Raw genomic sequence first — 22,131 nt, 5'->3', positions numbered from 1 at the left:
CGCAGATTAATGACTGAAAATGAACGCTCTCAAGGGCGTATCAATTCTACACTCCGCCAGTTTCTCGACAATGAAGCTTCCGGAGGAATAGTACTTATGGGGGTAGCCGTCCTGGCGCTGATTGTCGCAAACTCCCCTTTTGCAGAACGGTATTTTTCAGGCCTGCATACTTATCTAGGACCCTTGAGCATTCAGCACTGGATCAACGACGCACTGATGGCAGTTTTCTTTCTGCTCGTTGGTCTGGAAATCAAAAGGGAGATGCTCGACGGACAGTTATCGTCCTGGAACCGCAGGATACTGCCCGGAGCTGCGGCAGCAGGCGGCATGATTGTACCAGCCTTGATCTATGTTATTTTTAACCGGGATAATCCGGAGGCGTTGCGAGGCTGGGCTATTCCATCAGCCACCGATATTGCCTTTGCTCTTGGCGTGTTCTCATTGCTCGGGTCGCGCGTTCCATCGTCGTTGAAAATATTCCTTGCTGCACTGGCTATTATTGATGATCTGGGCGCTGTCATTATAATCGCAGTTTTCTATACCGCCGATATCAATCTCTATGCATTGGCCGGAGCCGCCGCAGTTGTTGCTCTTTTGGTCGGGCTGAACCGACGCGGTACATTAACGCTTGTGCCTTTTCTGGTCTCAGGCGTGGTGCTATGGGTTTTGGTGTTTATGTCCGGCGTTCACGCGACTTTGGCCGGGGTTGTTCTCGCGTTGACAATTCCGATCAAAGTGACGCCTGGCGTGCCCGAGGCCGGCCATGATGTTTCTCCGCTTCATCGTCTTGAGCATTTGTTGCACAAGCCGGTTGCGTTTTTCGTAATACCGGTTTTCGGTTTCGCTAACGCTGGCGTTTCATTCAACGGTGTAAGTCTGGACACGCTCGCGCAACCAATCACGCTCGGTGTCGGCCTGGGACTGCTTCTTGGAAAGCTTGTCGGTATATTCGGTACCGTGTTTTTGCTGGTGAAAGCCAGACTGGCAGATCTGCCGGCAATGGCGAGTTGGACGCAGACATTGGGTACCTCCCTTTTATGCGGTATCGGTTTCACGATGAGCCTATTTATCGGACTGCTGGCATTTGATGATCCAGCACTTCAGGACGAAGTGAAGTTTGGAATACTGGGCGGTTCGGTTTTGGCCGGTCTGTCAGGCTATCTGGTCCTGCGGTTCAGTAAACGACGCAAAGCGGTCAGTTGAGGGAAATGGCAGTGACGGCTAACCAGAAACCCGATCCGGCCGGCCATCTCAACGCAACAAATGATGCAGCGAAAACTGATCGCCGTAAGCTCAGTCCCTCAATGACAGGCATAGGTAAACTGCTGCAAGAACAGCTCGCAGTTGACGAGCAAACAAACGGTGAGCACTTCGCTGAACTGCTGGCTCGTTTGGCGGTAACGGCTTCGGCACCATGAAGTATACTGGACATTTCGCCCGATGTTCAGGGTCGACAAAAAGTTCTGAAAGAGCGTTGCCATGGACTTGACTGAAATAATTGGCCCGCAGGACATAATGACCAATCTGGCTCCGTCTTCCAGAGATGACCTCTTGCGTGATCTGGCTATTTTCGTTGCACGGGGAACAGGGACAACTCCGGAAGCTATACTGGAATTGTTGCTCGAGCGGGAAGAGCTCGGCTCTACCGGTATTGGAGCAGGCATTGCCGTGCCACACGCTATTATAGATGGTCTGGTTAGACCGAGAGCGACGCTGGCGGTTCTGAACTATCCTGTCAATTATGATGCCTCGGACGATCTGCCTGTCGATCTGATTTTTCTCCTTCTGACTCCGAAACAGAATATGGCGGAACATCTGCGCATTCTTCAATCTTTTTGCAGATTGACGAAACGGGAAAGTTTTCTTTCATCGCTGAGGCAGCAAAAATCAGCTGAAGAGGTATATGGACTTCTGAAGCGTAGCCCCGACAATGTGTACTAACGCTGCTATACCTACGACTTCGAGATGGTCACGTGGGATGAGCTTGCCTCAGGAGAGCCGTAGATTGCGTGCATGAACATCGATAAAGCGGGCTGCGGCCTCAACTCCGCCCTCGCGATGGATTTTTTTCGCCAGATCACCGACTCTCTTTTGCATGTTTTGATCGTCAAGTTCGCGGAATATCCGGGCCAGATGGTCTGATGTCACTGCCTTCCGGTCTATAGGAGGAGGGCCGACGCCGAGTTCCTTAACACGACGGGCCCAAAATGGTTGGTCGCCAAAGAACGGCATGATGGCGGTCGGCAAGCCAGCCCGGAGTGATGCACCTGTCGTGCCGGCACCACCGTGATGCAGAGCGGCAGCAACTTGCTGGAACAGCGCGTCATGTGGCGCGGAGGGGAGGCAGATGACATGATCTGCGGCTGCGTTTGGATCGAGAGCACCGTTGCCAGTCAATAATATACCTCGTTTGCCTGCCAGCCTGAGGCCTTCTGTTATCATTGCTGTCAATCTGTCCGGTTCAAATGGCGGCATACTTCCGAATCCGACATACACCGGCTTCTCACCAGCACGCAGGAAGGCTGCAAGCGGGGCGGGCATTTGCCATTGTGCACCTTCATCAAGAAACCAGAAACCTGATACAAAAGTGGATCCATTCCAATCCTCTGGTATCGGCACGACGTGTCGACTGTAGCCGTAAACCGTCGCGTCTGGCTTGAGCTTGATGCGCGCGCTACCAAGTCCTAGCGATTTGGCTCGCCATTTTCTTAAAGGCCGCGCAAATAAAATGTCGGCACCCTTTATCGCCAATTGATGGCTCAGCTTGTTCAGAGGACCGAGTGACCGGAAGGGCAGCAAAGGGCTTGGAAATGCGGCTGTGGGTGTAAATCCGGGAATGGGCGATGCCAAGATCGCCGGTATTCCGAGAGTCTCAGCCATATGGAGCGAAGCCAGAGACTTCGGATGGTAAACAATCAGGTCAGGCCTGAAATCGCGTGTAATGCTCCATTCTGCTTCGAGCAGGCGTTCCATTATGGGCTTTACGTGCTTCAGTAGCGTGAAGCCGGCACTAAATCCTCGGCCTTTGGCAACCGCATTTTGCCCTTCGGGAGAGTTGAGGAGAGCCAGAAAATCTCCGGGCAATGGTGCGAGTTCAACTCCATAAAGAGCTGCTAATTCCGAAAACTGTTCCGGTGCTGCCAACTGAACCTTGTGCCCCAGGTTTGTAAGGGCGCGCGCTAACGCCAGATAAGGCTGGACATCACCTCTGGTACCCAGCGTTCCAATCGCAATTCGCAATCCGACCTCCCGGATATTTCACAATTACGCCGCTAACCAACAACAATCAGGTCCACTCAAACTGTCGACGGAACAATCCTGTAGTTTATGGCTGGCTGTCTGACGTCAAATCCAAGCCAACGGCTCAGAGGCTTTGTTGCCACAGGATGTCTATCGCTGCCAGAACCAAGGCTGCAGAACTATGAAGAATGTCACCAGTTCAAGTCGGCCCATTATCATGGACATTGCAATTAGCCATTTTGCCAGATCCGGAATTGATGCAAAATTAGTTGCAGGCCCAACTACCGGCCCAAGTCCTGGCCCGGCATTCGCCATTGCCTGTGCGACGGAAGATATAGATGAAAGATAATCAAGACCGGTTACAGAAACCAGAAGCGACATGACCAGTAGGGTCATCAGGTAAAGGAAAAAGAAGTTTCTAACATTGCTTATTGCGATGTCGCTAACAGGCTTCCGGTTAAGGCGAACAGATGCAGCAACGTTTGGGTAAAGCACCAGCTTGAGTGAGCGGTTTGCACTGCCGAAAAGTACTTGCCAACGGAAGATTTTTATTGCTCCTGCCGTCGAACCGGCGCATCCGCCAATGAGAAACAGCATGAAAAACAAACCGACAGCAAAGCTTCCCCAGGCGGAAAAATCGTCTGTGGCAAAACCGGTATCGGTCAGGATCGAAGTGACATTAAAGGCAGATTTTCTAAGCGCCTCGCCCGCTTCCATTCCTTGCGAAATATTCCACAACATGCAGGCAAAGATTGCTGAAGCAAGAATTGCCATGAAAGGCACCACTTGGCCTTCCACAGTTCGGCGTTGGCCTCGACTCATCAAAACCACTGCATAGAAGGCCAGCGGCAAGGCTCCAGCTATCATGAACACTATGGTTACAAGTTCTATGGGTAAAGAGTTATAGAAGCCAATCGAGGCATCCTTTGTTGAAAGACCCCCGGTCGCGATTGTCGTCATGGCATGATTGAGTGCGTCGAAGGTTGACATGCCTGCCACTCCAAGAGCGACGGCACAAGCGAGCGTCAGTGTGAGATAGACGAGGAGGATGTTACGTGCGAGCTGCCGGACCTTTGGAAAGGGCTTCTCGGAAACGTCAGAGGATTCAGAGCGAAACAGCTGCATTCCGCCGACGCCCAGGGCAGGCAGAACGCTAAGCGCCATGACAATAATACCGATGCCGCCGATCCATTGCAGGATTGAACGCCATAACAATATCCCTTTGGGCATATCATCAAGCCCGGTCAGGATGGTTGAACCTGTCGTCGTGAGTGCAGACGTGGATTCGAAAACAGCGTCCGTCCAGCTTATACCGAGATACGAGGTATACAATGGAATTGCACCGACCGCAGAAACCGAGAGCCACGCGCTCACTGTAATAAGGAGACCTGTTCTGCGGTCATTGAGCTTTTGTAATTCCGGACGAAAGCCAACCGTCAGCAGCAAGGCCACCGCACCGGTAATCATGGCAGATCGCAAAAACACCGCGGCGTCACGGAAGTTCGAAAACGAAATATCGATGACCGCCGGAACCAGCATGGCAATCGACACAGCAAGGACGAAAATTCCATTAAAAAACAGAACGATCCGAAGTCGTTCTAGCGTCATTCGACTATCCTGTTTTCGAGTTCAACCTGCAACCCGTAACAGTTTCAAATACGGCTCGACATAAAAAAAGCATAGTGATTTCTTGCGATCACTAGTGATCCTTTGCGATTTTCGCAACGAAGGTGACCCGCGCCAACGAGCCTACTGCGCATCTCAATCGGCGGAAACCGGATATTATCCCTCCGCTCCCTCGCGTTAATACATCGATCGTGCAGATTAATGGAAAGCAACCAGACTTGTTTCTGATGCGAATCCGGCACAAAATCTTGACCGGCAATCATAGATTGGTCAGTAGCTGTCTTTCGTTTCTCGCGAAAACCCGACATGCGCCAAACTAAATATAGTCAATATCCATCTACGAAACCCGAGGGTCGAGCCAAGGCCAGAGTCGATGTCACGGGCAAACAGGGAGCAATACCTCTTCAACAGTGTCAATGTTTCACGCGCCGACTCCGAACTATGCTATTAACGATCAAGTGGCCTCTGCAGCCTCCCGTTTGATAACCGTCAAGATCCCTTCCGACTGGATTGCATGAAGCGTATCCCGCAGAGTTGAACCGAACACGCCATCTGTCAGTGCTTCGGGAAGGATGTCCGGGCACACAGAGGCAACCGCACGGACTATCCCCTCCGATGTCTCGATATCTTTCAATCCGTTCAAAAGCTCAGTGGCTTTGGGATCATTCAATGAAACTGGGTGGCCGTCGTTCCCCTTTCGAGCCAGATAGGCAAGCCACGCAGCTAGAGCAAAGACAAAGGGTCTGTAGGGCTTGCCCGATGCCAGTGCTTCCAGCGCCGGGGCGGTGATGCGTTGTGGCAGTTTCTGCGTACCGTCCATCGCGATCTGCGCGGTGGAATGGGCTATAGCAGGGTTGGTAAACCGCTCGATAAGAGCCGTAGCATAGGCTTCGAGATCAATGGACAGTCCGTTTACAGTCGCTGCAGCCGCTGCAAGGTGCTGACGGACGAGTGCAGCATGCTCCGGGTCGGCCATAACCTCGCGGACCAGCTTCTTGCCGGAGAGCTGTCCGCTATAGGCAAGCATCGAATGGGCCCCGTTCAGCATTCGCAGCTTCATGCTTTCATATGGAGCGACATCGTCGACAAAATGAGCGCCGGCACATTCCCATTGCGGACGTCCGGCACAGAATTTGTCCTCGATCACCCATTGGCTGAAAGGTTCGGTTTCGACGGCAGCATGGTCTTCACGTCCCGTCAGTTCTAAAGCAAGCCTGGCGGTCTCTGCATTCGATGCTGGCGTGATCCGATCCACCATGGTCGAGGGAAAGCTGACATTGTCGGCGATCCAGCAGGACAACTGCTCACCGTGAGTTTCGCGAGCAAAGGCCAGTGCTGCATTTCGCAACTTCTGACCATTATGCGAGAGATTATCGCAACTGAGGACGGTAAATGCTGGCAATCCAGCGGCCTCACGGCGCGATAGCGCTGCCACGACAAGGCCGATCACGCTGGACGGTGTCTCCGGATTGGCGAGGTCGGCAGCGATAGCTGGATGCGCGTGATCCAGCCTCCCGTCGCTGCTGATGCCATATCCCTTTTCTGTCACTGTTAGACTGACGATGCGACATCCGGGCGATATCATCGCGTTCAAGACATCCTGTCCGACCTTCGGGCCGGAGAGTACCCGATCCAGTGCCCCGATCACCCGCGCCTCCGTTACCAGGCCGCGCGTGATCAGCGTATAGCGGCCATCCTGCGGATTAAGACTGTCGGCAACGGCAGTTCCCCGCAGGGACACGCCCGTCACGCGCCAATCGCCACCTTTTTGCGCCAGCACGGTATCGGTGTAGGACAAGAGATGCGCGCGGGCAAAATTGCCAAGCCCCAGATGAACGATGCCCACTCCATGATCTTCGGGTGTATAAGCGGGCCAACTGGCCGGCCCCCCGCGGTTTGCCTCTGCCGAAAGCCGTTTCACTTGTGGATCCTGACATCTGGATGGGAGAGGGCGGTCATGATCCCGCGCAATTCAGCCAGACCTTTCAGCCGACCGATAGATGGATAACCCGGTTGAGCGCGTCGGTTCAGATCATCGAGAATGTCCTGACCGTGATCGGGACGCATCGGGATGCGCCAGTCGGCACGGCCTTCAGATTTGCGGCGGTTTTCCTCCGACAGAATGGCTGCAATCATTGCCACCATATCCGTGTGACCTTCAAGATGAGCAGCCTCATGGAACGAACCGCCAAGATGGGGTTCCTCGAGCGCAACATTGCGCAAATGCAGGAAATGCACGCGGTCACCGAGGCGCTTCATCATACCTGGCAGGTCATTATCGGCGCGCGCGCCCAGTGAACCGGTGCAAAGTGTGATACCGTTCGCCGGAATGTTTACTGCATTCATGACCGCTTCATAATCGGCTTCCGTGGACATGATGCGCGGCAGCCCGAGAAGCGGGAACGGCGGATCGTCCGGGTGGCAGCAAAGACGCACGCCAATTTCTTCCGCGAGCGGAGCCACTTCTGCCAGAAAGTCGATCAAATGGCTGCACAAGCGCTCTGGCGAAATATTGTCGTAATGGGCGAGATGCGCCTTCACATCGTCCATCGACATACGTTCGGCAGCGCCTGGCAGACCGAATACGACATTGCCGGAAAGCTCCAGCCGCCGCGCCTCGGACATGTCTGCAAAACGCTTGTGGGCAGCTTCGATAAGGTCGGGTTGATAGCTTTCGGACGCGCCCTTGCGCTCCAGCAGAAACAGGTCAAAGACAGCGAAATCCAGCGCATCGTAACGCATGCAGGTCGCCCCATTCGCAAGCCGGTAGGCAAGGTCGGTACGCGTCCAGTCGAGGATCGGCATGAAATTGTAGCAGATGACCTCGATGCCTGCGTCACGCAGGTTGCGCATCGATGTCTTCCAATTGGCGATATGGGTCTTCCAGTCGCCGGTCTGTCGCTTGATGTCTTCTGAAACCGGAAGGCTTTCGACGACTTCCCATTTCAGCCCGGAAGGATCGCCATTCTTCATCCAGACAATTTCGGTCTGTCGCTGTTCGATTTCAGCGGGGGACCAGACCGCGCCGGTCGCCACGTGGTGCAGGGCGGTAACAACGCCTTCGACCCCTGCTTGCAGCATATCATCGATGGATACGAGGTCCTTGGGGCCAAACCAGCGCCAGGTCTGTCTCATTTATTCGTCTTTCTGTTTTCAGTGCGATGCCGACGCATCAGCGAAACTAATCTGAACCTTGACAGATCGGGAACGATCTTTAGCCGCCCTGAAGGCGGACAAGGCTTCGATCAAGGGAATGGTTGCAGTGATGATCGGTCGGGGATCGATAGCCCCCGATCCGATCAGACGTACGGCCTCGGCAAATTCCGTATCGAACCGCTGCGAGCCGACAAACTGGATTTCCTTGCCCACCATGACGTTGAGAGGCAAGACGGTTGGTCCGGCGACTCCGACCTGTACGAGCGTGCCGAGCGGACGCAGGCAGGAAATTGCGTCGTTGATGGCCGGCGCTGCGGCCGAGCATTCAAATACCAGATCGACCTTGCCCTTGCCAGCCTGCCAGCGGGCGAGCCCTGTCGCGTCAGTTGCAATATTGACAGTATGGTCAGCGCCCATGCGTGCGGCGACGGCCAGCGTGGCGTCCTGAATGTCTGTCACAATGATTTCCGAAGCGCCGCGCTGTCGCGCAACCGCCACGCAAAGGGCACCGATCGGGCCTGCGCCCGTTACCATGACGACTTTGCCCGCAAAGCTGCCTGCAATCGCTTCGCCACGATTGGCAGCGTGGAGGCAGACCGCCAGCGGTTCCGAGCAGGCTGCGGCTCCCGGATCGATCCCATCGGGGACAGGCAGGCATTGGTCAGCCGCAATCACGATCCGGTCGCGGAACATGCCCTGTTCGTGCGGGAGGTACATTGCCGAGCCCTTGAACCGCATAGCGGTGCAATGGCGGGGCAAGCCCTGCTGGCAGAAACTGCAGGTGCCACAAGGCTGTGAGGGATTCATGACGACAAGCTGGCCCGGCGTCAGGCCCGTCACGCCTTCGCCGAGGGCCTTGATGCGTCCCGACGCCTCGTGGCCGAGGATGATCGGCTCCCGAACGCGAATAGTTCCAATGCCGCCTTCCAGCCAGTAATGCAGATCCGATCCGCAGATCCCGCCTGCTTCGACCGCAACCAGCACTTCGCCCGGCCCCGGTGTTCCGACAGGACGGCTCTCGATCCGCAGATCATCCTGCGCGTGAAGACAGATCACGCGCGTGTTCGAAAATTCAGTCATTTCCACCTCAGGGCATCAATGTGTTGGGTAGCCACGTCGCCAGCGGCGGCAGATAGCTGACCATCAGAAGGACGATCAAATTGGTGATGATGTAAGGGATGATTGCCCTGATCACTGGCGAGAGGGGAAGTCGCGCAATATTGGAGGCGACAAATAGGCAAACGCCGACGGGGGGCGTTGTCAGTCCGATCATCAGGTTGAGCACCGCAAAACATGCAAAATGAATGGGGTCGATACCGACTGCCAATGCCAGAGCCTGCAAGGGCACGAACAGAATGATCAGAGCTGCGATCGTCTCCATGAACATGCCAACGAACAGAAGCAGGATGTTGATCAGCAGGATAACGAGAAATTTGTTGTCCGTGATCGAGAGAACCGCATCGGCCAGCGTCTGCGGGATACGTTCCGCGACGAGAATCCAGCCGAACACATTGGCTGTGCCTACCAGAACGAGAATGCCAGCCGAACTGATCGCGCTATCGATGATGATCTTCGGAATTCGGCTTACCGGCAGTTCCCTGTAGACGAACAGCCCCACCACCGCCGCATAAAGACACGCGACCACAGCCGTTTCAGTCGGCGTCGTGATGCCGATCAGCAGGCCACCCACGATCAGGGCGGTCATGGCGATGGCCCAGATTGCGCCGGTGAACGAGGATAGCAGTTCCCGGACGCCCTTCCAGTCCTCGCGGGGGAAGTTTTTCTTCTTGGCAATGAAATAGGTCGTTACCATCATGGCAAAACCCATCAAAAGGCCGGGAACCGCACCCGCTAGAAAGAGCTTGCCGACCGAAAGACCGGAGAGCGACCCAACGATAATCATCGGTACGCTTGGCGGGATCATCGGGCCGACGGTCGATGAAGCGGCTGTAACGGCAGCGGAGAAATCGGCTGGATAACCGACCTTCTTCATGCCGGGGATCATCATGCCACCGACGGAAGCCACATCGGCGACGGCGGTTCCCGAAATGCCGCCGAAAAGCATCGAGGCTGCGATATTGGCTTGCGCCAACCCGCCGCGCATCCAGCCCACAAGGGCATTTGCAAAGCGGATGATCCGCTCCGTGATGCCGCCGGAGTTCATCAAGTTTCCAGCCAGAATGAAACCCGGAATGCAGAGCAGAACGAAGCTGTCCATCCCCGCATACATCTTCTGTGGAATGACAACCAGCGGGATGTCTGCGAACAGAAGATAGGCCATCGAGGACAGGCCCAGGGTCACGGCTACGGGCAGGCCGATGGCCAGGCCCAGCACGAATGTGCCAAGGAGAAGGGTCAGACCCATCAGTTTTCCTCCGAATTGGGGATGGGGCGCCCGTCATGACGGCCCGACAGCATCTCAATGATGCGCATCACGGCCCAGAGGCCCAGAGCGACCAGAAGAACGATCTGCGTTGCGTGGACGAAATCCATGCGCCACCCGAGAGAAGGAGCGGTCTGGCGGCTCCCGATCATGGTGTAATCCCACGCGGCAGGCAGGAGAACAGCCGCAAAAATTACTGTCAATGCGGCGCTTACCAGCCGCAGCAGCCACGGCATACGTCCAGGAAGGCTTTCGCAAAGAAGGTCGACATTGACCATATCGCCACTACGCAGCGCGAGGCCCGCACCGAGCGCACCAATATAGAGCAGGCAGAATCTGGTCAGTTCCTCTGTCCAGACCGGGGCGGTGCTCAAAAACGTGCGCGCATACACCTGCAACAGCACCGCGCCCATCAATATGAGAAATGCTGCCAGTATCAGAAGGCGGCATAGGCCTTCCAACCCTTTGAATAGTTTTGTCATGGTATCCTCGACGGGGCGGCTGCCGGACGGAGGGTCGGCAGCGCCACTAGCTCAGTCGTTGAAAACCTGTTCGGCCAGGGGGCGGACTTCCTGCGGCACCGAGTTGATGACGGCGTCACGTGCCTTGTCGGCAAAGGCAGCCTGATCCACGTCGACAAACTTCACCCCCCGGCCTTCGAGGTCGGTGACGAGTGCCTTTTCGTCCGCAATGAACAGCTCGCGTTCAAAAGCCTGGGTGACCTTGGCAGCTTCCTGCAATGCAGCCTGATCAGCTTCCGAGAGTTTGCCCCAGCTTCGTTCCGATATGGCCAGATAGATCCACGAACGGACGTGTTCCGTCTTGTTGATGACTTTCTGAACTTCATAGAAGCCGCCGGACTTGAAAAGCGCGAGCGGGTTTTCTTGGCCTTCGATGGTGCCGTTCTGGAGCGAGGTGAAAACCTCGGAGAAGGCCATCGGGGTGGGGTTTGCACCGAGCGACTGCCATGCGGCAACAAAGATCGGCACGTTCGGCACGCGGACCTTGAAACCCTTCAGATCGTCCGGCTTGGTTATCTCGCGATTGGCCGACAGGTTGCGTGGACCGCGTGCGAAATAGGTCAGGGGGCGGATGCCGGCCTTTTCGATTATCTCTGCCTCGATCTGCTTGCCGATCTTGCCAGAGGCGACCTTGTCCATATGTTCAAGCGATTTGTATGCATATGGCAGAGCCAGCAGGGCTGCTTTTGGCGCCCAGTTTTGCAGGCTTTCACCGGTGATGGTCATATCGGCCGTGCCGAGCTGCATGCCATTGATGAGGTCGATTTCCTTGCCGAGCGATTCATTCGGATAGACTTCGACGGCAACGCGTCCGTCGGTACGGGATTTGACTTCATCCGCGAATTTCAGCGCCGCCTTGTGCCAGATATTCTCTTCATTGGCGAGATGCCCAAGCTTGAGTGTCACCTCCTGCGCCAGGGCAGTTCCCCCCATGACGGCGAGAACGGCACAGGTCGCTGCCAGCCGCGTAAGATTCTGAAATTTCATGGTTTCCTCCTCTAGATATGATTGCTGCTGCACTGCGGCTCTACAGAAAATATTCGGGCCGCTCCTGCTCGATGATAGGCAGATCGCTCAGAATTCCCCGCAGATGCATCCGTATCGAATGCTCGGCCTGGGCGGGATCGCCGTTCGCAATCCCGTCGACCACCGCGCGATGTTGCGAGATGAGGCGATCGACCGGGAAATGCATGCTGGAAAGAAACCGTACCCTATCCATCTGGGCCTTCATCTCGACGACGACGCGCCAGGCTTTTGCCTTGTCAGCTCCCTCGGCCAGAGTGCGGTGGAATATTTCATCCGCCTCCATGAAATCGCGTGCCGATCCACCGACGAGCTTTTCCTGACGAACGAGCTGGGCTCGCAATTCGGCAACCAGGGATTGATCGGGAGATTGGGCCAGAAGCTTGACGATGTCGGCTTCAACCGCTTCGCGCACAAAGCGCGCATCCATTACAGCCGGTAGTGAAATTTTTGCGACGAAGGTGCCCCGCTGGGGCCGAACCTCCAGCAGTCCTTCATTGGCGAGCTTGATAAAAGCCTCACGCACGGGCTGACGGCTGACCCCGTATTGTTGAGCCACGTCGGCCTCGGAAATCCGGGCACCCGGGGACAACGCATTATCAATGATGGCAGCCCGCAGCGTTGCGTAAAGCTGATCGACGACACTGACGTGCTTTGGTTGCAATAATGGACTTTGCATAAATGGGGCTCCTCAAATTTCGAGTATACCATACTACCATACCAGTCAACACAGTCCGTGTTGTTCCTCGAGTCGAACCACAGCTCGAAATGAAACATGGCGGTAGCCGGAGTTTGGTAGATTTGGGGACCGTGGCATTGCGACGGTTCATTGAGAGTTTTCTCACCCACAACCGTCGGCTACATCCCTAATCGAGTGGCGCATTTCGGGACTGGGCGGGACCGTTTTAGTTGCAGGGGGGATATGGATTGGTTGTTCCGCTGTTGTACCCAGTTCCATACAACTGCCATCTGCACAAAAGGACCAGCCTCCGATTGTCCTGCGGGAGGCCGCGAGAACAATTTCAGGACGCGGAGGAATGTTTGGATGATAGGTAACCAACCGTTCTTGAGAACGGCAACAGCGGGCGGGTCCATGCCTGCACCGGAGCCTCTGACAAGACTAACCCTTGGGGCGTCACATTCCAGACCTCCCGCCACGGCAGTTTCTCGACACAGTGCGTCCAGGAGTGAACGAAGCTCGTGGCGGCGATATTCATTACGCCGCCAGCCGTTGCAATACAGACAGCCATCAACCTGATGACGCGACGATGGAAGGCCGCGATCTCCAGAAGTGCCAGGCAAGAAAGGCAGCACAGGCTGCAAAACCGAGTTCATCGCTATAGGGATAGGTTGCAAGCATCAGAGCGATGGCAACGAAGGCTCATATGCGCTCCCACATATTCAGCGGTGTTCGCAGATGCCCGATAGCGGCAGCGCCCCAAAGCAGGATACTGAGTAGCGCCTTGACGATCATATAGGCGAAGGCAAGCCAGAAGCCGAACCGTTCGGTAAGCGGGCCACCCTCCTGCAGCATGATAACCGGCTCGTATACTGCCATGAACGGCACGGCAAATCCCGCCACCGCAATCCGGATCGCCTGCATGCCGATCTTCATGCCGGATTCTCGCGCGATTGGCGCCGCTGCGAAAGCTGCAAGTGCTACGGGCGGCGTGAGATCGGCCATAATGCCGAAATAGAAGACGAACATATGCGACACCAGAAGCGGCACATCGAGGTGAAGAAGCGCGGGACCGGCGATAGAGGAAGTAATGATGTAGTTCGGAATGGTTGGTATGCCCATGCCGAGTACGAGGCAGGCCAGCATGGTCAGTATCAGCGAGAAGAACAGAGAATTCTCACCAACGCTGACGATCACACGGGCAAAGGTCGAACCGGCACCGATCAGCGCCAGAACACCGATGATGACGCCGACCAGAGCACAGGCAACGCCCACGGGCAGCGCATTCTTGGCGCCTTCCGCGAGGCTTTGGAGGCAGAGATTCAATGTCTCGCGGCCGCCGCGCACCAGAAAGTTTATCGCAACCAGCACCGCAACAAGACCCATGATGAGCGTAATGCCGCGCAGGGCGTAGCCGAAGATATTGAACGTCGTGCCGAAAGCCGCCGCCGACATGATGCCGAGCGCAACCCAGAACAGTAGCCGCGATCGCCGGTGCGTGCGTGGTGGCCCCAGGCAGCGAAATGACCCTCGTGAATGACCTCATCGGGAAAGAACTTGTCGCGCGGGTCCAGAACCTTTCCATGACACAGAGAGGGCTTGACGTGTTCCAGCCATTTCGTGACAGCGTGCGCGGCGTCACGAGCCGGCTTGTGGCCGACGTGTCCTCGAAACGCTGACCAGCCGCGCGGTCGAATTGCTCCACAAAGACGATACGAGTACGGCAAACCCAGCTTGAGTGATGGCTTTGGAAGCATAGTCACGGGCGCCTGAACAGAACCAATATCGTGAACGCAAGCAGACCCAGGCCGACGCTTGTCGGGACAGCGTCTGGCGAAATCCAATCCACGAGAAAACCCGTGCCAGTCGATCCCATTGCGCTGCCGACGGAGTAGGCCAACGAGAAGCAGGCGGTTCCGGCTATCAGCATTCCGCCGTCGAAACGCTCGCCCAGAATTGTAAGCGCACATGTGCTCAGGGCAAATGTGGCGATGCCGATAACTGCGAATATCCCCAAAATAGCTGCTTCGGACTGAACGAATGGAATGATCAGGAACGCGATCGCCCCCACAAGGCCGCAGCCGGTCGTCACCCCGGCGCGCGAAGTCTTGTCCAGCAACCATCCCACGACCGGCTGGGCAAAAGCTGTGGGAAGCGACAGCACGGTAATCGCGTAAGCCGCAAATGCCTCTGAGTGGCCCACGCGCACGAAGTAGACGGCCATACCGGATATCGCAGCAATATCGGCAAAACCGAAGGCCAGTTCCATGAGCACCAGAATGGGCGCGGCGCGGATAAAGCGGAACAATACGCCTGCTGGGGCGCGTTCCGGCACTGTACGAGCGTTGCCGTTAAAGATTGCGCAGGCAAGACCAATCGATGCAATGTAGCCAGACACCAGCGCAAAGGCAGAACCATTGGTTGTGCCCAGAAATGGAATGGCCAGCGGGCCGGCCGCAAATCCCGCGCACATGCCGGCTCCGTAGAAGCCGGAAATACGTCCGCGTAGGCGGTCGGGGGTCGCCGTGTTCAGCCAGGCTCCGCTCAGGATTGAGATCAGGCTCGCACAAAAGCCGATAGCGAAACGGGCAATGAACCAGACTGGCAAACTGTCTATCACGGCGAACGCCGCAAGGCCGATAGAGCAGCCGAACAAGGCAGCGACGATCAGGAGGTTTCCCCGGACCCTTGCGGTGAGTTGATCTATTGCCAGAACAGACACTATCGCGCCGGCTGCATAAACGGCGGCATTCAGACCGATCAGACTTCCGGCCACGCCTTTTGTTTCAAGCACAAGGGAAATGAGCGGAAAGGTGAGACCCTGAGCGACTGCAAAGGCGGTTACGCTCGATATGACGATCGCGATAGCGGCCCAATCCGGCGCTGCGTCCTGGCGTGTTGCGGTTGCCACCATGGCTGGTACTGTCCTTGCCTGTCCGAATGCGCGGCCAAAATAGGGGAAAGTGCGCTGTCTTTCTGTCGACGATTGATCTATCTATATCTAGATTTCGTCAAACCAACATTGGGTTCCATCACGATGCCCGGTGCAACACGGCCCCGATATATTCGCGACATGGAAAGCCAGGAGGCGGGGCAGAACCTCGGCTGGCATACACACGATTTCGGGCAGTTCTTTTCTGCCATTCGCGGTTCGATGTATGTTGGCACACGCGACCGGGTACTCCTGCTCAATCCGGCCATGGCTGTGTGGATACCGCCTGATGTCGAACACTGGCTGCGCTATGCATCGAGCAATGAGATCATCTATGTCGACGTGAACCGCGCAGAGTCGGACAGGCTCGGAACAAGGGCTCGTATCGTTCAGATGACGCCGGTTCTTCGGGTTTTGATGGGCGCTGTCCCGGACAACGAGTCCTCCGGACTCACAAAGCCGCATGAGGCCGCTTTATACGAACTGCTTTTCCATGAAATTGTGGCTGCCAAAGACATCTCGCTTTCGATTGCGATGCCACGGGACAAGCGCATTTCCGGGCTTGCGCAAGCCGCGATAGATGATCCGGGCTCGATTGCTTCTATCGACGAATGGCTCATCGGCGCTTCGGCCAGCCGTAAGACAATTGAGCGGCTTTTCATAACCGAAACGGGAATGTCGCCTTCGCGGTGGTTAAGACAAATCCGCATTCTTCACGCCGTCTCCCAGCTTGCCGCCGGCAAGAAAATCAGCTCGGTAGCGCTCGATTTAGGATACCAGTCGCCGAGCGCCTTCACCTACATGTTTCGTAGCGCCATTGGGTTGAGTCCGCGCGATTTCCGCCAAATGGAGAAGAGTGTCGGCAGATAGGCTGTGCTGGATCTGCCGCATTCAGGCATTGGTGAAATCGTAAGGAACGACCGCAACGGGGTCGAAAGCTGGTCAAAACACGCCTTCGGTTCAGACGCAGATATTTTACGGCTCAATTCCGAATGCAGAAGTTGCCCGCGAAAAAATGCAATGGCCCATAGTGGGCCCCGGAACTTATCCAGACGTAAATCATGGACTGCCTAGATATGACCGAGCGGGTTGTGCGTTCCGGACTATTGCTTGGGTGCCAGATGCGTAATCGAAATCAAGCATGTATGTTAAGAATCTTGCTCACCTTCTTCATGAAACTCTCGCCTGCGTCACCATTTGATGAGACGCTAATCCGTTTCGAGCACCTGCGAGGATCTGCACTTCTTCCGAGGGGAAGAGAAAATGCCGCCAAGCGGCTGACCGACACTGAGGTTGCAAACGCAATTCTTGGCTTTATTCTTGTCCCTCAGTCAGGCCAAACCGACGCCGAAAAACTGCTCTTTTCCGGCTTCATGCGCGCATATTCGGGTCGGGTATCGGCCAGCGTCTTTTTCAGTGCTTCGGCAACGATTTCGGCCTCGCCGTCATGCAGGTTGCAAGGGTCGAGATAGAAGTGGCCGCGCTCGATTTCGTGATTGCGCACGATGATCGGTGGTTCGGCTAGCGATAGCGCTTTGGCAAAACCGGCCGCCGAGAAACCGGATTCCGGCGTAACGCGAATCTCCAGCCGGTCGAGGGGATTGTCGGTTGGATCGGACACAATGTCAGCTTTGATGCCTTTTTGTCCGTCCAGCGTATCGTGCCAGAGCTTCAACGCCGCTGTTTCCCGTTCGCGGATGGCTGCGTGATCGCGGACTTCCCAGGCTTCCAACGCCCCAATCACCCCGGCAATGCTTTCCTTGCCAACCTTCATGCCGCGGCCTATGCCGCGATTTTGCAGGAAGGCGGCGCGCACCAGATCCTTGCGCCCGGCCACGATACCTGCAGTTGGTCCGCCGAGAAACTTGTGGCCGCTATAGATGACAATATCGGCTCCCGCCTTAAGGAACCGTTGGAGGTCGTACTCGGAGGCTGCATCGACGATGACCGGCACGCCCTTGGCATGGCAAATTTCGGCGAATTGCTCCAGCGATAGCATACCATACTGTACGGTATGGTGAGACACAACGTAAAGGGCTGCCGCCGTCTTGTCGGTTATCGCGTTCGCGACATGGTAATCATGTGTGACGCTGACAGTGCCGGCCTGTATGACTTTGCCGCCGGCCAGCCGGATCGACTGGTCGATATTGCCGCCGAAATTCACCAGATGACCGAGCTGGACGATAATTTCATCCTTCGCGCCGGGCGCGACGTCCGGCAGGCGTTCGATCGCGAGAAGGTCGGTTCCGGTAATGGCGCCAGCCAGTGCCAGCGATATACCGCTGGCACAGGACGCAGTGATGAAGCCCGCTTCACCGCCGGTCAGGCGCGCGACGACCTTGCTCGCGGTGCGGTGCAGGTCGTCCATCTCAACGAATTGCGGCGCGATCTCGGCCATGGCTCGAATGGCTTCAGGAACGATGATCGACGCGCCGAGCGCAGTCATCGTGCCGGAGACATTGATTATCGGACGCAGGCCGAAGCGTTCGCGGATCGTTTGGTTGGGACGTTGAGAATTGGACTTATCCATTGTCGTGTCTTTCATCGTGTTCTTCGGGAAAGATTTCGACGATCGCTTCTATTTCGACCGTGATGTTGTTGGGCAGCGAGGCGACGCCGATAGACGAACGGGCATGCACGCCATCGTCGCCGAAAACTTGGACCAGAAAATCGGAACAGCCGTTGATGACGCGCGGATGCTCCTCGAAGTCATCGACCGCGTTAACGAAGCCGAGCAGTTTCACGATCCGCTTCACGCGCCGCAGGTCGCCCAGATGCGCCGTCAGCACTGCGAGCAGGTTCAATCCGACAAGGCGGGCGTGTTCTCTCGCTGTTTCGGTGCTGACGTCTCGGCCAACTTTGCCCTTGTGCAGGACGCCTTCATGGTCCAGCGGTCCCTGACCGGAAATATAGAGCATATTGCCGATTTCCAGCACGTTGCGAAATGTGCCAATCGGCGTGGGAGCAGGTGGAAGTTCGCGCTCCAACGCGGCAATGGGGCGATAACGGGACATGCGCACGCGGATCCTAGTTCAAATGAGAGGTTCTGAAACGCGATAGGAAGGCGTTCAGGCGGTCGTTTTGACCAGCCTGGGCCATCAGGTGTGCCGGCGGGCCATCAGCTGCGACGCGGCCCTCATCCATAAACACGATGCGGTCGCTGGCGTCGCGGGCGAAGGCGATCTCGTGGGTCACCATCAACATCGTCATGCCCTCCTGCGCCAGCTGGCGCACTACGTCGAGCACCTCGCTAACCAGCTCTGGATCGAGCGCCGAGGTGATTTCGTCCAGCAGCAGGATTTTCGGTTCCATGGCCACCGCGCGGGCAATGCCCACACGCTGCTGCTGGCCGCCCGAAAGTTCCGACGGCAGGTTGTCTATGCGGTGGCTAAGCCCGACACGCTTGAGCCAGTGTTCGGCGATGGCGCGTGCTTCCTGCTTCGGCTTTCCGCGCACTTTCGTCAGGCCCAACATGACATTCTGGGCAGCCGTCAGGTGCGGAAACAGATTGAAGCTCTGAAACACCATGCCGGTTTCGGCGCGCATCCGGGCAAGGTCGGTTTCGCCCCGGCGTTTGCGGTTGCCGGTATCGGAATAGCCTACTTCACGACCATCGATCTGAATCGACCCGGAATCATAGGTTTCCAGAAAATTCATGCAGCGCAGCAACGTGGTCTTGCCGCTGCCCGATGGGCCGATCACGGCGACGACTTCTCCCTTTTGCACCTGCATGTCGATACCCTTCAGCACCGATACGGAGCCATAGGCTTTTTCCAGGCTTTCAATCCTGAGAAGCGGCTTGTCAGTTGCAGTCATGGCTCTAGTCCCGAATATAGGCATAGCGGCGCTCTACCGAGCGGCTGACCAGTGAGAGTGAATAATTGATTACGAAATAGATGAACGCGCCCAGCAGATAGAGCGACATAGCCTCATAGGTGCGACCAATGACTTCGTTGATCGACTGCATGAGATCGACCACGCCGAGGAGTGAAACCAGCGCGCTGCCCTTGACCGCATCAGTGACGCCGTTGATCCATGGCGGCAGGAAGCGTCGAAGAGCTTGCGGGAAAATCACGTAGTGCAGGCGGGATACGAAGGTCAGGCCGATAGCTTTGGCAGCTTCCATCTGTCCCTTGGGTATGGAGACGATGGCACCACGTACATATTCGATGACCTGTGCGGCCTTGAATAGCGTCAGCGCTACCACACCTGCCCAGAAGGAATTGATCGAAACGCCGAGCGGCGGAAAGCCGTAATAGACCACGAAGATCAAAACGAGGATCGGGATACCGCGGATGCAGTCGCTGAACAGGCGTATGAGCCATTGCAGCGGGCGCGGGCCATAGATCAGCCCGATCCCGAGAATGACGCCGGAAATCAGCGAGAAAAGCACGACTAGTACAGATACGAGCAGCGTAATCGCAAGGCCTTTGCCGAGGAAGGGAAGCGCATATAGGATGGAAGACATGGTTCAGCGCTCCGCTCTGAAACGGCGTTCCAGCTGGCGCAGGCCGAGCAGGATTCCATATCCGGTTACCAGATACATCACCGTTGTCACGATGTAGACCTCGACGATTCGGAAAGTGTTGAAATTGATCCACTGTGCGCCGTAGGTGAGTTCCGGCACTGCGATCACCGACGCCACGGACGTATCCTTAAACAGCGAAATGAAGGTGTTGGACAGCGCGGGCAGCGTGATGCGTATCATAGTCGGCAGGCGCACATAAAGCAGGCGCTGCCATGGCGTCAGGCCGATGGCCTTGCCGGCGTCGATCTGGCCGCGTGGAACCGCCTCCAGACCGGAGCGAAACACTTCGACCAGATAAGTTCCGGCATAGAGCGACAGCGTGGCGACGAAGGAAACGGTCGGACTATATGCGATGTTGACGACGGTGGGGATGCCGTAAAAGACGATATAGACAAGGAGGATCAACGGCACGTTGCGCAGAACCTCGACGTAGGCCGAGATCAGGGCGCGCGCGACCTTACCGGCCGACACATACCAGATGGCGAGCGCCAGCCCGATGATCGCGCCGATCAGGACCGAAAGCACCGCAAGCTCAAGGCTGAGAACAAGTCCTTGCCACAGTTTATCAAAATGCCGCCAGATCAGATTGAAATTGATATGGTAGTTCATGTGCGGGCGCCTGCCTCCCGGTGTATTGGATCGGGACGGTTTCGAGCGCAATCCACATTCCGCTACAGCCTCCCTCTCGGGCAGGCGACTCGCAATGTTCGGATCGCGCCCTGCAATGCCCGACCGCAGATAGGGTCGGGCGCTCCAGATTCAGATGGACGGAAAGCCCGGTTTGCGCTCTGGCGGCTCCATGCCGAAATATTCCTTGAAGCCTGCGTCATACAAGGCATTTTCGTGGCCGAACATGGCAATTGAAAAGGCGGTATTTACAAATGTCAGCCAGTCCAGGTCACCCTGACGCACCCCGCCGCCATAGAGCATCGCGTTCCATTGCTTGCCGGCGTCGAAGTAACGGTCCGGGTTTTTGGCGACGAGCCAGCGCACGTTCGACAGGTCGACTGCGGAGGCATCGGCGCGATTGGAGTCCAGTGCCTGGAACACGTTGGCCTGCGTATCGATCTGCATGACCTGCGCGTCCGGCAGCACCGCGTGCACGGTCGTCTCGGCGTCGACATTTTGCAGGATCGCGATGCGCGCGCTGCTTCCCTTGGCCTTCAATTGGTCGAATGTCTTGGCTGCGGCGTCGGGCTTGGTCAGAAGAGCGACGCCCTCAACGTAATAAGGGCGCGTGAAGTTGATGAGCTGCGCGCGCGCTCCAGAGATCGTCATGAACTGGAGCGTGATGTCGACCTTGCCTGTAACGATATTGGGAATGCGTTGCTGCGCATCCTGCTTCACGAATTCGACCTTGGTAGGATCGTCAAACAGGGCCTTGGCGATGATCCGACCCATGGTGATGTCCATACCAACCAGTTCGCCGGCATCATTCTCGAAGTGCCAAGGCGCATTAGTGCTGCCCGTACCCACGATCAGGTGTCCCCGGTCCAGAACGGTACGCAGCAGGCTGTCGCTCGCTGCCTGCGCTGCCGCCTCCTTAGCATTCAGCGTCACGGCGACAGCCGCTCCGAGTGCTACTCCACCCAACCCGAGTTTAAGGAATTCACGCCGTTCGTTGCCTGCAGCCATGTTTGCCTCCGTGCATGTTTGCTTAATTGTTCCCTTGATATTCTTGTTAGTCTTATATATTGGACTATAATCTTATATTTAGGACGATATTATAAGATGTGCGGTTTGGCAACCATGATCGGACGAGAAAGGTCAACTCATGACTTCGGGGCAGATTGCAGGTGGGACACGCGTGGCACGAGGACGACGCGAGCGCGGGATAGATCGCATCCTCAAGCTCTTTTCTTATTTGCAGGAGCATGGGGGCCCCGCGCGGCTAGCGGATCTGCCGAAGGCGCTCGATGCGCCTAAATCAACGATCTACGATCTGGTGAATATCCTGAGCGAGGCGGGCTTGCTGGAAGTCAAGGACGCACGGGTCTATTTTGGCAAGGTAATGCAGCTCTATGGTGCTAGTTACCTGCGCGC

23 protein-coding genes and 1 pseudogene are annotated in these 22,131 nt (G+C 56.4%); 6 read left to right on the top strand and 18 right to left on the bottom strand.

Annotation, left to right across the window (positions count from 1 at the left end):
• Positions 1-9 precede the first annotated feature (9 nt).
• From nhaA to ACOWVS_RS18745, 3 genes are all read left to right on the top strand, one after another.
• On the top strand, positions 10-1,203 hold the full coding sequence (gene nhaA / locus ACOWVS_RS18755) for a Na+/H+ antiporter NhaA (protein WP_075041716.1): 1,194 nt from the start codon (positions 10-12) through the stop codon (positions 1,201-1,203).
• A gap of 11 nt (positions 1,204-1,214) precedes the next feature.
• Positions 1,215-1,418, top strand: a complete 204-nt coding sequence (locus tag ACOWVS_RS18750; RefSeq protein WP_075041715.1) for a hypothetical protein — start codon at positions 1,215-1,217, stop codon at positions 1,416-1,418.
• A 61-nt stretch (positions 1,419-1,479) separates the two neighbouring features.
• Entirely contained in the window at positions 1,480-1,941 is a 462-nt protein-coding gene (locus tag ACOWVS_RS18745; protein WP_075041714.1) for a PTS sugar transporter subunit IIA, read from the top strand.
• A 48-nt stretch (positions 1,942-1,989) separates the two neighbouring features.
• Here the strand turns inward: ACOWVS_RS18745 and ACOWVS_RS18740 are convergent, their stop codons facing one another.
• From ACOWVS_RS18740 to ACOWVS_RS18690, 11 genes and pseudogenes are all read right to left on the bottom strand, one after another.
• A complete protein-coding gene (locus tag ACOWVS_RS18740; protein ID WP_075041713.1) occupies positions 1,990-3,240 on the bottom strand; it encodes a glycosyltransferase in 1,251 nt (416 codons plus the stop codon).
• A 150-nt stretch (positions 3,241-3,390) separates the two neighbouring features.
• Positions 3,391-4,848, bottom strand: a complete 1,458-nt coding sequence (locus tag ACOWVS_RS18735; RefSeq protein ID WP_075041712.1) for a TrkH family potassium uptake protein — start codon at positions 4,846-4,848, stop codon at positions 3,391-3,393.
• Between the two features lie 472 nt (positions 4,849-5,320).
• Complete coding sequence (locus ACOWVS_RS18730; RefSeq protein WP_075041711.1) at positions 5,321-6,787, bottom strand: mannitol dehydrogenase family protein; 1,467 nt, start codon at positions 6,785-6,787, stop codon at positions 5,321-5,323.
• Complete coding sequence (gene uxuA / locus ACOWVS_RS18725) at positions 6,784-8,001, bottom strand: mannonate dehydratase (RefSeq protein WP_075041710.1); 1,218 nt, start codon at positions 7,999-8,001, stop codon at positions 6,784-6,786. The genes ACOWVS_RS18730 and uxuA overlap by 4 nt, the downstream gene beginning before the upstream one ends.
• A gap of 18 nt (positions 8,002-8,019) precedes the next feature.
• On the bottom strand, positions 8,020-9,102 hold the full coding sequence (locus ACOWVS_RS18720; protein WP_075041709.1) for an L-idonate 5-dehydrogenase: 1,083 nt from the start codon (positions 9,100-9,102) through the stop codon (positions 8,020-8,022).
• A 7-nt stretch (positions 9,103-9,109) separates the two neighbouring features.
• Positions 9,110-10,387, bottom strand: a complete 1,278-nt coding sequence (locus ACOWVS_RS18715; RefSeq protein ID WP_075041708.1) for a TRAP transporter large permease — start codon at positions 10,385-10,387, stop codon at positions 9,110-9,112.
• Complete coding sequence (locus ACOWVS_RS18710; protein ID WP_075041707.1) at positions 10,387-10,887, bottom strand: TRAP transporter small permease; 501 nt, start codon at positions 10,885-10,887, stop codon at positions 10,387-10,389. Before ACOWVS_RS18710 ends, ACOWVS_RS18715 begins: the two co-directional genes overlap by 1 nt.
• Before the next feature lie 51 nt (positions 10,888-10,938).
• Entirely contained in the window at positions 10,939-11,913 is a 975-nt protein-coding gene (locus ACOWVS_RS18705; RefSeq protein ID WP_075041706.1) for a TRAP transporter substrate-binding protein, read from the bottom strand.
• 40 nt (positions 11,914-11,953) lie between these two features.
• A complete protein-coding gene (locus ACOWVS_RS18700; protein WP_075041705.1) occupies positions 11,954-12,628 on the bottom strand; it encodes a GntR family transcriptional regulator in 675 nt (224 codons plus the stop codon).
• A gap of 343 nt (positions 12,629-12,971) precedes the next feature.
• Entirely contained in the window at positions 12,972-13,166 is a 195-nt protein-coding gene (locus tag ACOWVS_RS18695; protein ID WP_247644418.1) for a DUF1850 domain-containing protein, read from the bottom strand.
• Positions 13,167-13,198: 32 nt separating this feature from the next.
• A pseudogene (locus ACOWVS_RS18690) lies at positions 13,199-14,113 on the bottom strand (TRAP transporter large permease subunit); the annotation flags it as partial.
• Between the two features lie 38 nt (positions 14,114-14,151).
• Between ACOWVS_RS18690 and ACOWVS_RS18685 the strand changes: the two are divergent.
• On the top strand, positions 14,152-14,307 hold the full coding sequence (locus ACOWVS_RS18685; protein WP_170873248.1) for a hypothetical protein: 156 nt from the start codon (positions 14,152-14,154) through the stop codon (positions 14,305-14,307).
• 80 nt (positions 14,308-14,387) lie between these two features.
• On the opposite strand, the gene ACOWVS_RS18680 is transcribed toward ACOWVS_RS18685, so the two are convergent.
• Positions 14,388-15,542: an MFS transporter gene (locus ACOWVS_RS18680; RefSeq protein ID WP_075041704.1), complete on the bottom strand. Its 1,155-nt coding sequence runs from the start codon at positions 15,540-15,542 to the stop codon at positions 14,388-14,390.
• Positions 15,543-15,665: 123 nt separating this feature from the next.
• On the opposite strand from ACOWVS_RS18680, the gene ACOWVS_RS18675 reads away from it, so the two are divergent.
• Positions 15,666-16,430 (top strand): AraC family transcriptional regulator, encoded by a 765-nt coding sequence (locus ACOWVS_RS18675; RefSeq protein WP_139309257.1) that lies wholly within the window; start codon positions 15,666-15,668, stop codon positions 16,428-16,430.
• Positions 16,431-16,887: 457 nt separating this feature from the next.
• On the opposite strand, the gene ACOWVS_RS18670 is transcribed toward ACOWVS_RS18675, so the two are convergent.
• From ACOWVS_RS18670 to ACOWVS_RS18645, 6 genes are all read right to left on the bottom strand, one after another.
• Positions 16,888-18,090, bottom strand: coding sequence for an aminotransferase class V-fold PLP-dependent enzyme (locus tag ACOWVS_RS18670; RefSeq protein WP_075041702.1), 1,203 nt, complete (start codon positions 18,088-18,090; stop codon positions 16,888-16,890).
• Positions 18,083-18,574 carry a RidA family protein gene (locus tag ACOWVS_RS18665; protein ID WP_075041701.1) on the bottom strand — a complete coding sequence of 164 codons (492 nt, stop codon included), beginning with the start codon at positions 18,572-18,574 and terminating at the stop codon, positions 18,083-18,085. The genes ACOWVS_RS18670 and ACOWVS_RS18665 overlap by 8 nt, the downstream gene beginning before the upstream one ends.
• Before the next feature lie 13 nt (positions 18,575-18,587).
• Positions 18,588-19,376 carry an amino acid ABC transporter ATP-binding protein gene (locus tag ACOWVS_RS18660; protein ID WP_075041700.1) on the bottom strand — a complete coding sequence of 263 codons (789 nt, stop codon included), beginning with the start codon at positions 19,374-19,376 and terminating at the stop codon, positions 18,588-18,590.
• A 4-nt stretch (positions 19,377-19,380) separates the two neighbouring features.
• Positions 19,381-20,028: an amino acid ABC transporter permease gene (locus ACOWVS_RS18655; protein ID WP_075041699.1), complete on the bottom strand. Its 648-nt coding sequence runs from the start codon at positions 20,026-20,028 to the stop codon at positions 19,381-19,383.
• A 3-nt stretch (positions 20,029-20,031) separates the two neighbouring features.
• A complete protein-coding gene (locus ACOWVS_RS18650) occupies positions 20,032-20,697 on the bottom strand; it encodes an amino acid ABC transporter permease (RefSeq protein WP_075041698.1) in 666 nt (221 codons plus the stop codon).
• 150 nt (positions 20,698-20,847) lie between these two features.
• Positions 20,848-21,723, bottom strand: coding sequence for a transporter substrate-binding domain-containing protein (locus ACOWVS_RS18645; protein WP_075041697.1), 876 nt, complete (start codon positions 21,721-21,723; stop codon positions 20,848-20,850).
• A gap of 139 nt (positions 21,724-21,862) precedes the next feature.
• On the opposite strand from ACOWVS_RS18645, the gene ACOWVS_RS18640 reads away from it, so the two are divergent.
• Positions 21,863-22,131: helix-turn-helix domain-containing protein (locus tag ACOWVS_RS18640; RefSeq protein WP_420973131.1), on the top strand; the 269-nt coding region annotated here is incomplete at its 3' end.

It is taken from the genome of Brucella sp. IR068 (assembly GCF_049065885.1).
Lineage (GTDB): Bacteria > Pseudomonadota > Alphaproteobacteria > Rhizobiales > Rhizobiaceae > Brucella > Brucella intermedia.
Note: the sequence above shows the minus strand (reverse complement) of the source record. Positions and strands in the feature narration are given on the sequence as shown.

Coding starts and splice junctions, on each gene's coding strand:
- nhaA (WP_075041716.1), top strand. CDS start 10: ATGACTGAAAATGAACGCTCTCAAGGGCGTATCAATTCTACACTCCGC.
- ACOWVS_RS18745 (WP_075041714.1), top strand. CDS start 1,480: ATGGACTTGACTGAAATAATTGGCCCGCAGGACATAATGACCAATCTG.
- ACOWVS_RS18735 (WP_075041712.1), bottom strand. CDS start 4,848: ATGACGCTAGAACGACTTCGGATCGTTCTGTTTTTTAATGGAATTTTC.
- uxuA (WP_075041710.1), bottom strand. CDS start 8,001: ATGAGACAGACCTGGCGCTGGTTTGGCCCCAAGGACCTCGTATCCATC.
- ACOWVS_RS18720 (WP_075041709.1), bottom strand. CDS start 9,102: ATGACTGAATTTTCGAACACGCGCGTGATCTGTCTTCACGCGCAGGAT.
- ACOWVS_RS18715 (WP_075041708.1), bottom strand. CDS start 10,387: ATGGGTCTGACCCTTCTCCTTGGCACATTCGTGCTGGGCCTGGCCATC.
- ACOWVS_RS18710 (WP_075041707.1), bottom strand. CDS start 10,887: ATGACAAAACTATTCAAAGGGTTGGAAGGCCTATGCCGCCTTCTGATA.
- ACOWVS_RS18705 (WP_075041706.1), bottom strand. CDS start 11,913: ATGAAATTTCAGAATCTTACGCGGCTGGCAGCGACCTGTGCCGTTCTC.
- ACOWVS_RS18700 (WP_075041705.1), bottom strand. CDS start 12,628: ATGCAAAGTCCATTATTGCAACCAAAGCACGTCAGTGTCGTCGATCAG.
- ACOWVS_RS18695 (WP_247644418.1), bottom strand. CDS start 13,166: ATGAATATCGCCGCCACGAGCTTCGTTCACTCCTGGACGCACTGTGTC.
- ACOWVS_RS18685 (WP_170873248.1), top strand. CDS start 14,152: ATGACCCTCGTGAATGACCTCATCGGGAAAGAACTTGTCGCGCGGGTC.
- ACOWVS_RS18680 (WP_075041704.1), bottom strand. CDS start 15,542: ATGGTGGCAACCGCAACACGCCAGGACGCAGCGCCGGATTGGGCCGCT.
- ACOWVS_RS18675 (WP_139309257.1), top strand. CDS start 15,666: ATGCCCGGTGCAACACGGCCCCGATATATTCGCGACATGGAAAGCCAG.
- ACOWVS_RS18670 (WP_075041702.1), bottom strand. CDS start 18,090: ATGGATAAGTCCAATTCTCAACGTCCCAACCAAACGATCCGCGAACGC.
- ACOWVS_RS18665 (WP_075041701.1), bottom strand. CDS start 18,574: ATGTCCCGTTATCGCCCCATTGCCGCGTTGGAGCGCGAACTTCCACCT.
- ACOWVS_RS18660 (WP_075041700.1), bottom strand. CDS start 19,376: ATGACTGCAACTGACAAGCCGCTTCTCAGGATTGAAAGCCTGGAAAAA.
- ACOWVS_RS18655 (WP_075041699.1), bottom strand. CDS start 20,028: ATGTCTTCCATCCTATATGCGCTTCCCTTCCTCGGCAAAGGCCTTGCG.
- ACOWVS_RS18650 (WP_075041698.1), bottom strand. CDS start 20,697: ATGAACTACCATATCAATTTCAATCTGATCTGGCGGCATTTTGATAAA.
- ACOWVS_RS18645 (WP_075041697.1), bottom strand. CDS start 21,723: ATGGCTGCAGGCAACGAACGGCGTGAATTCCTTAAACTCGGGTTGGGT.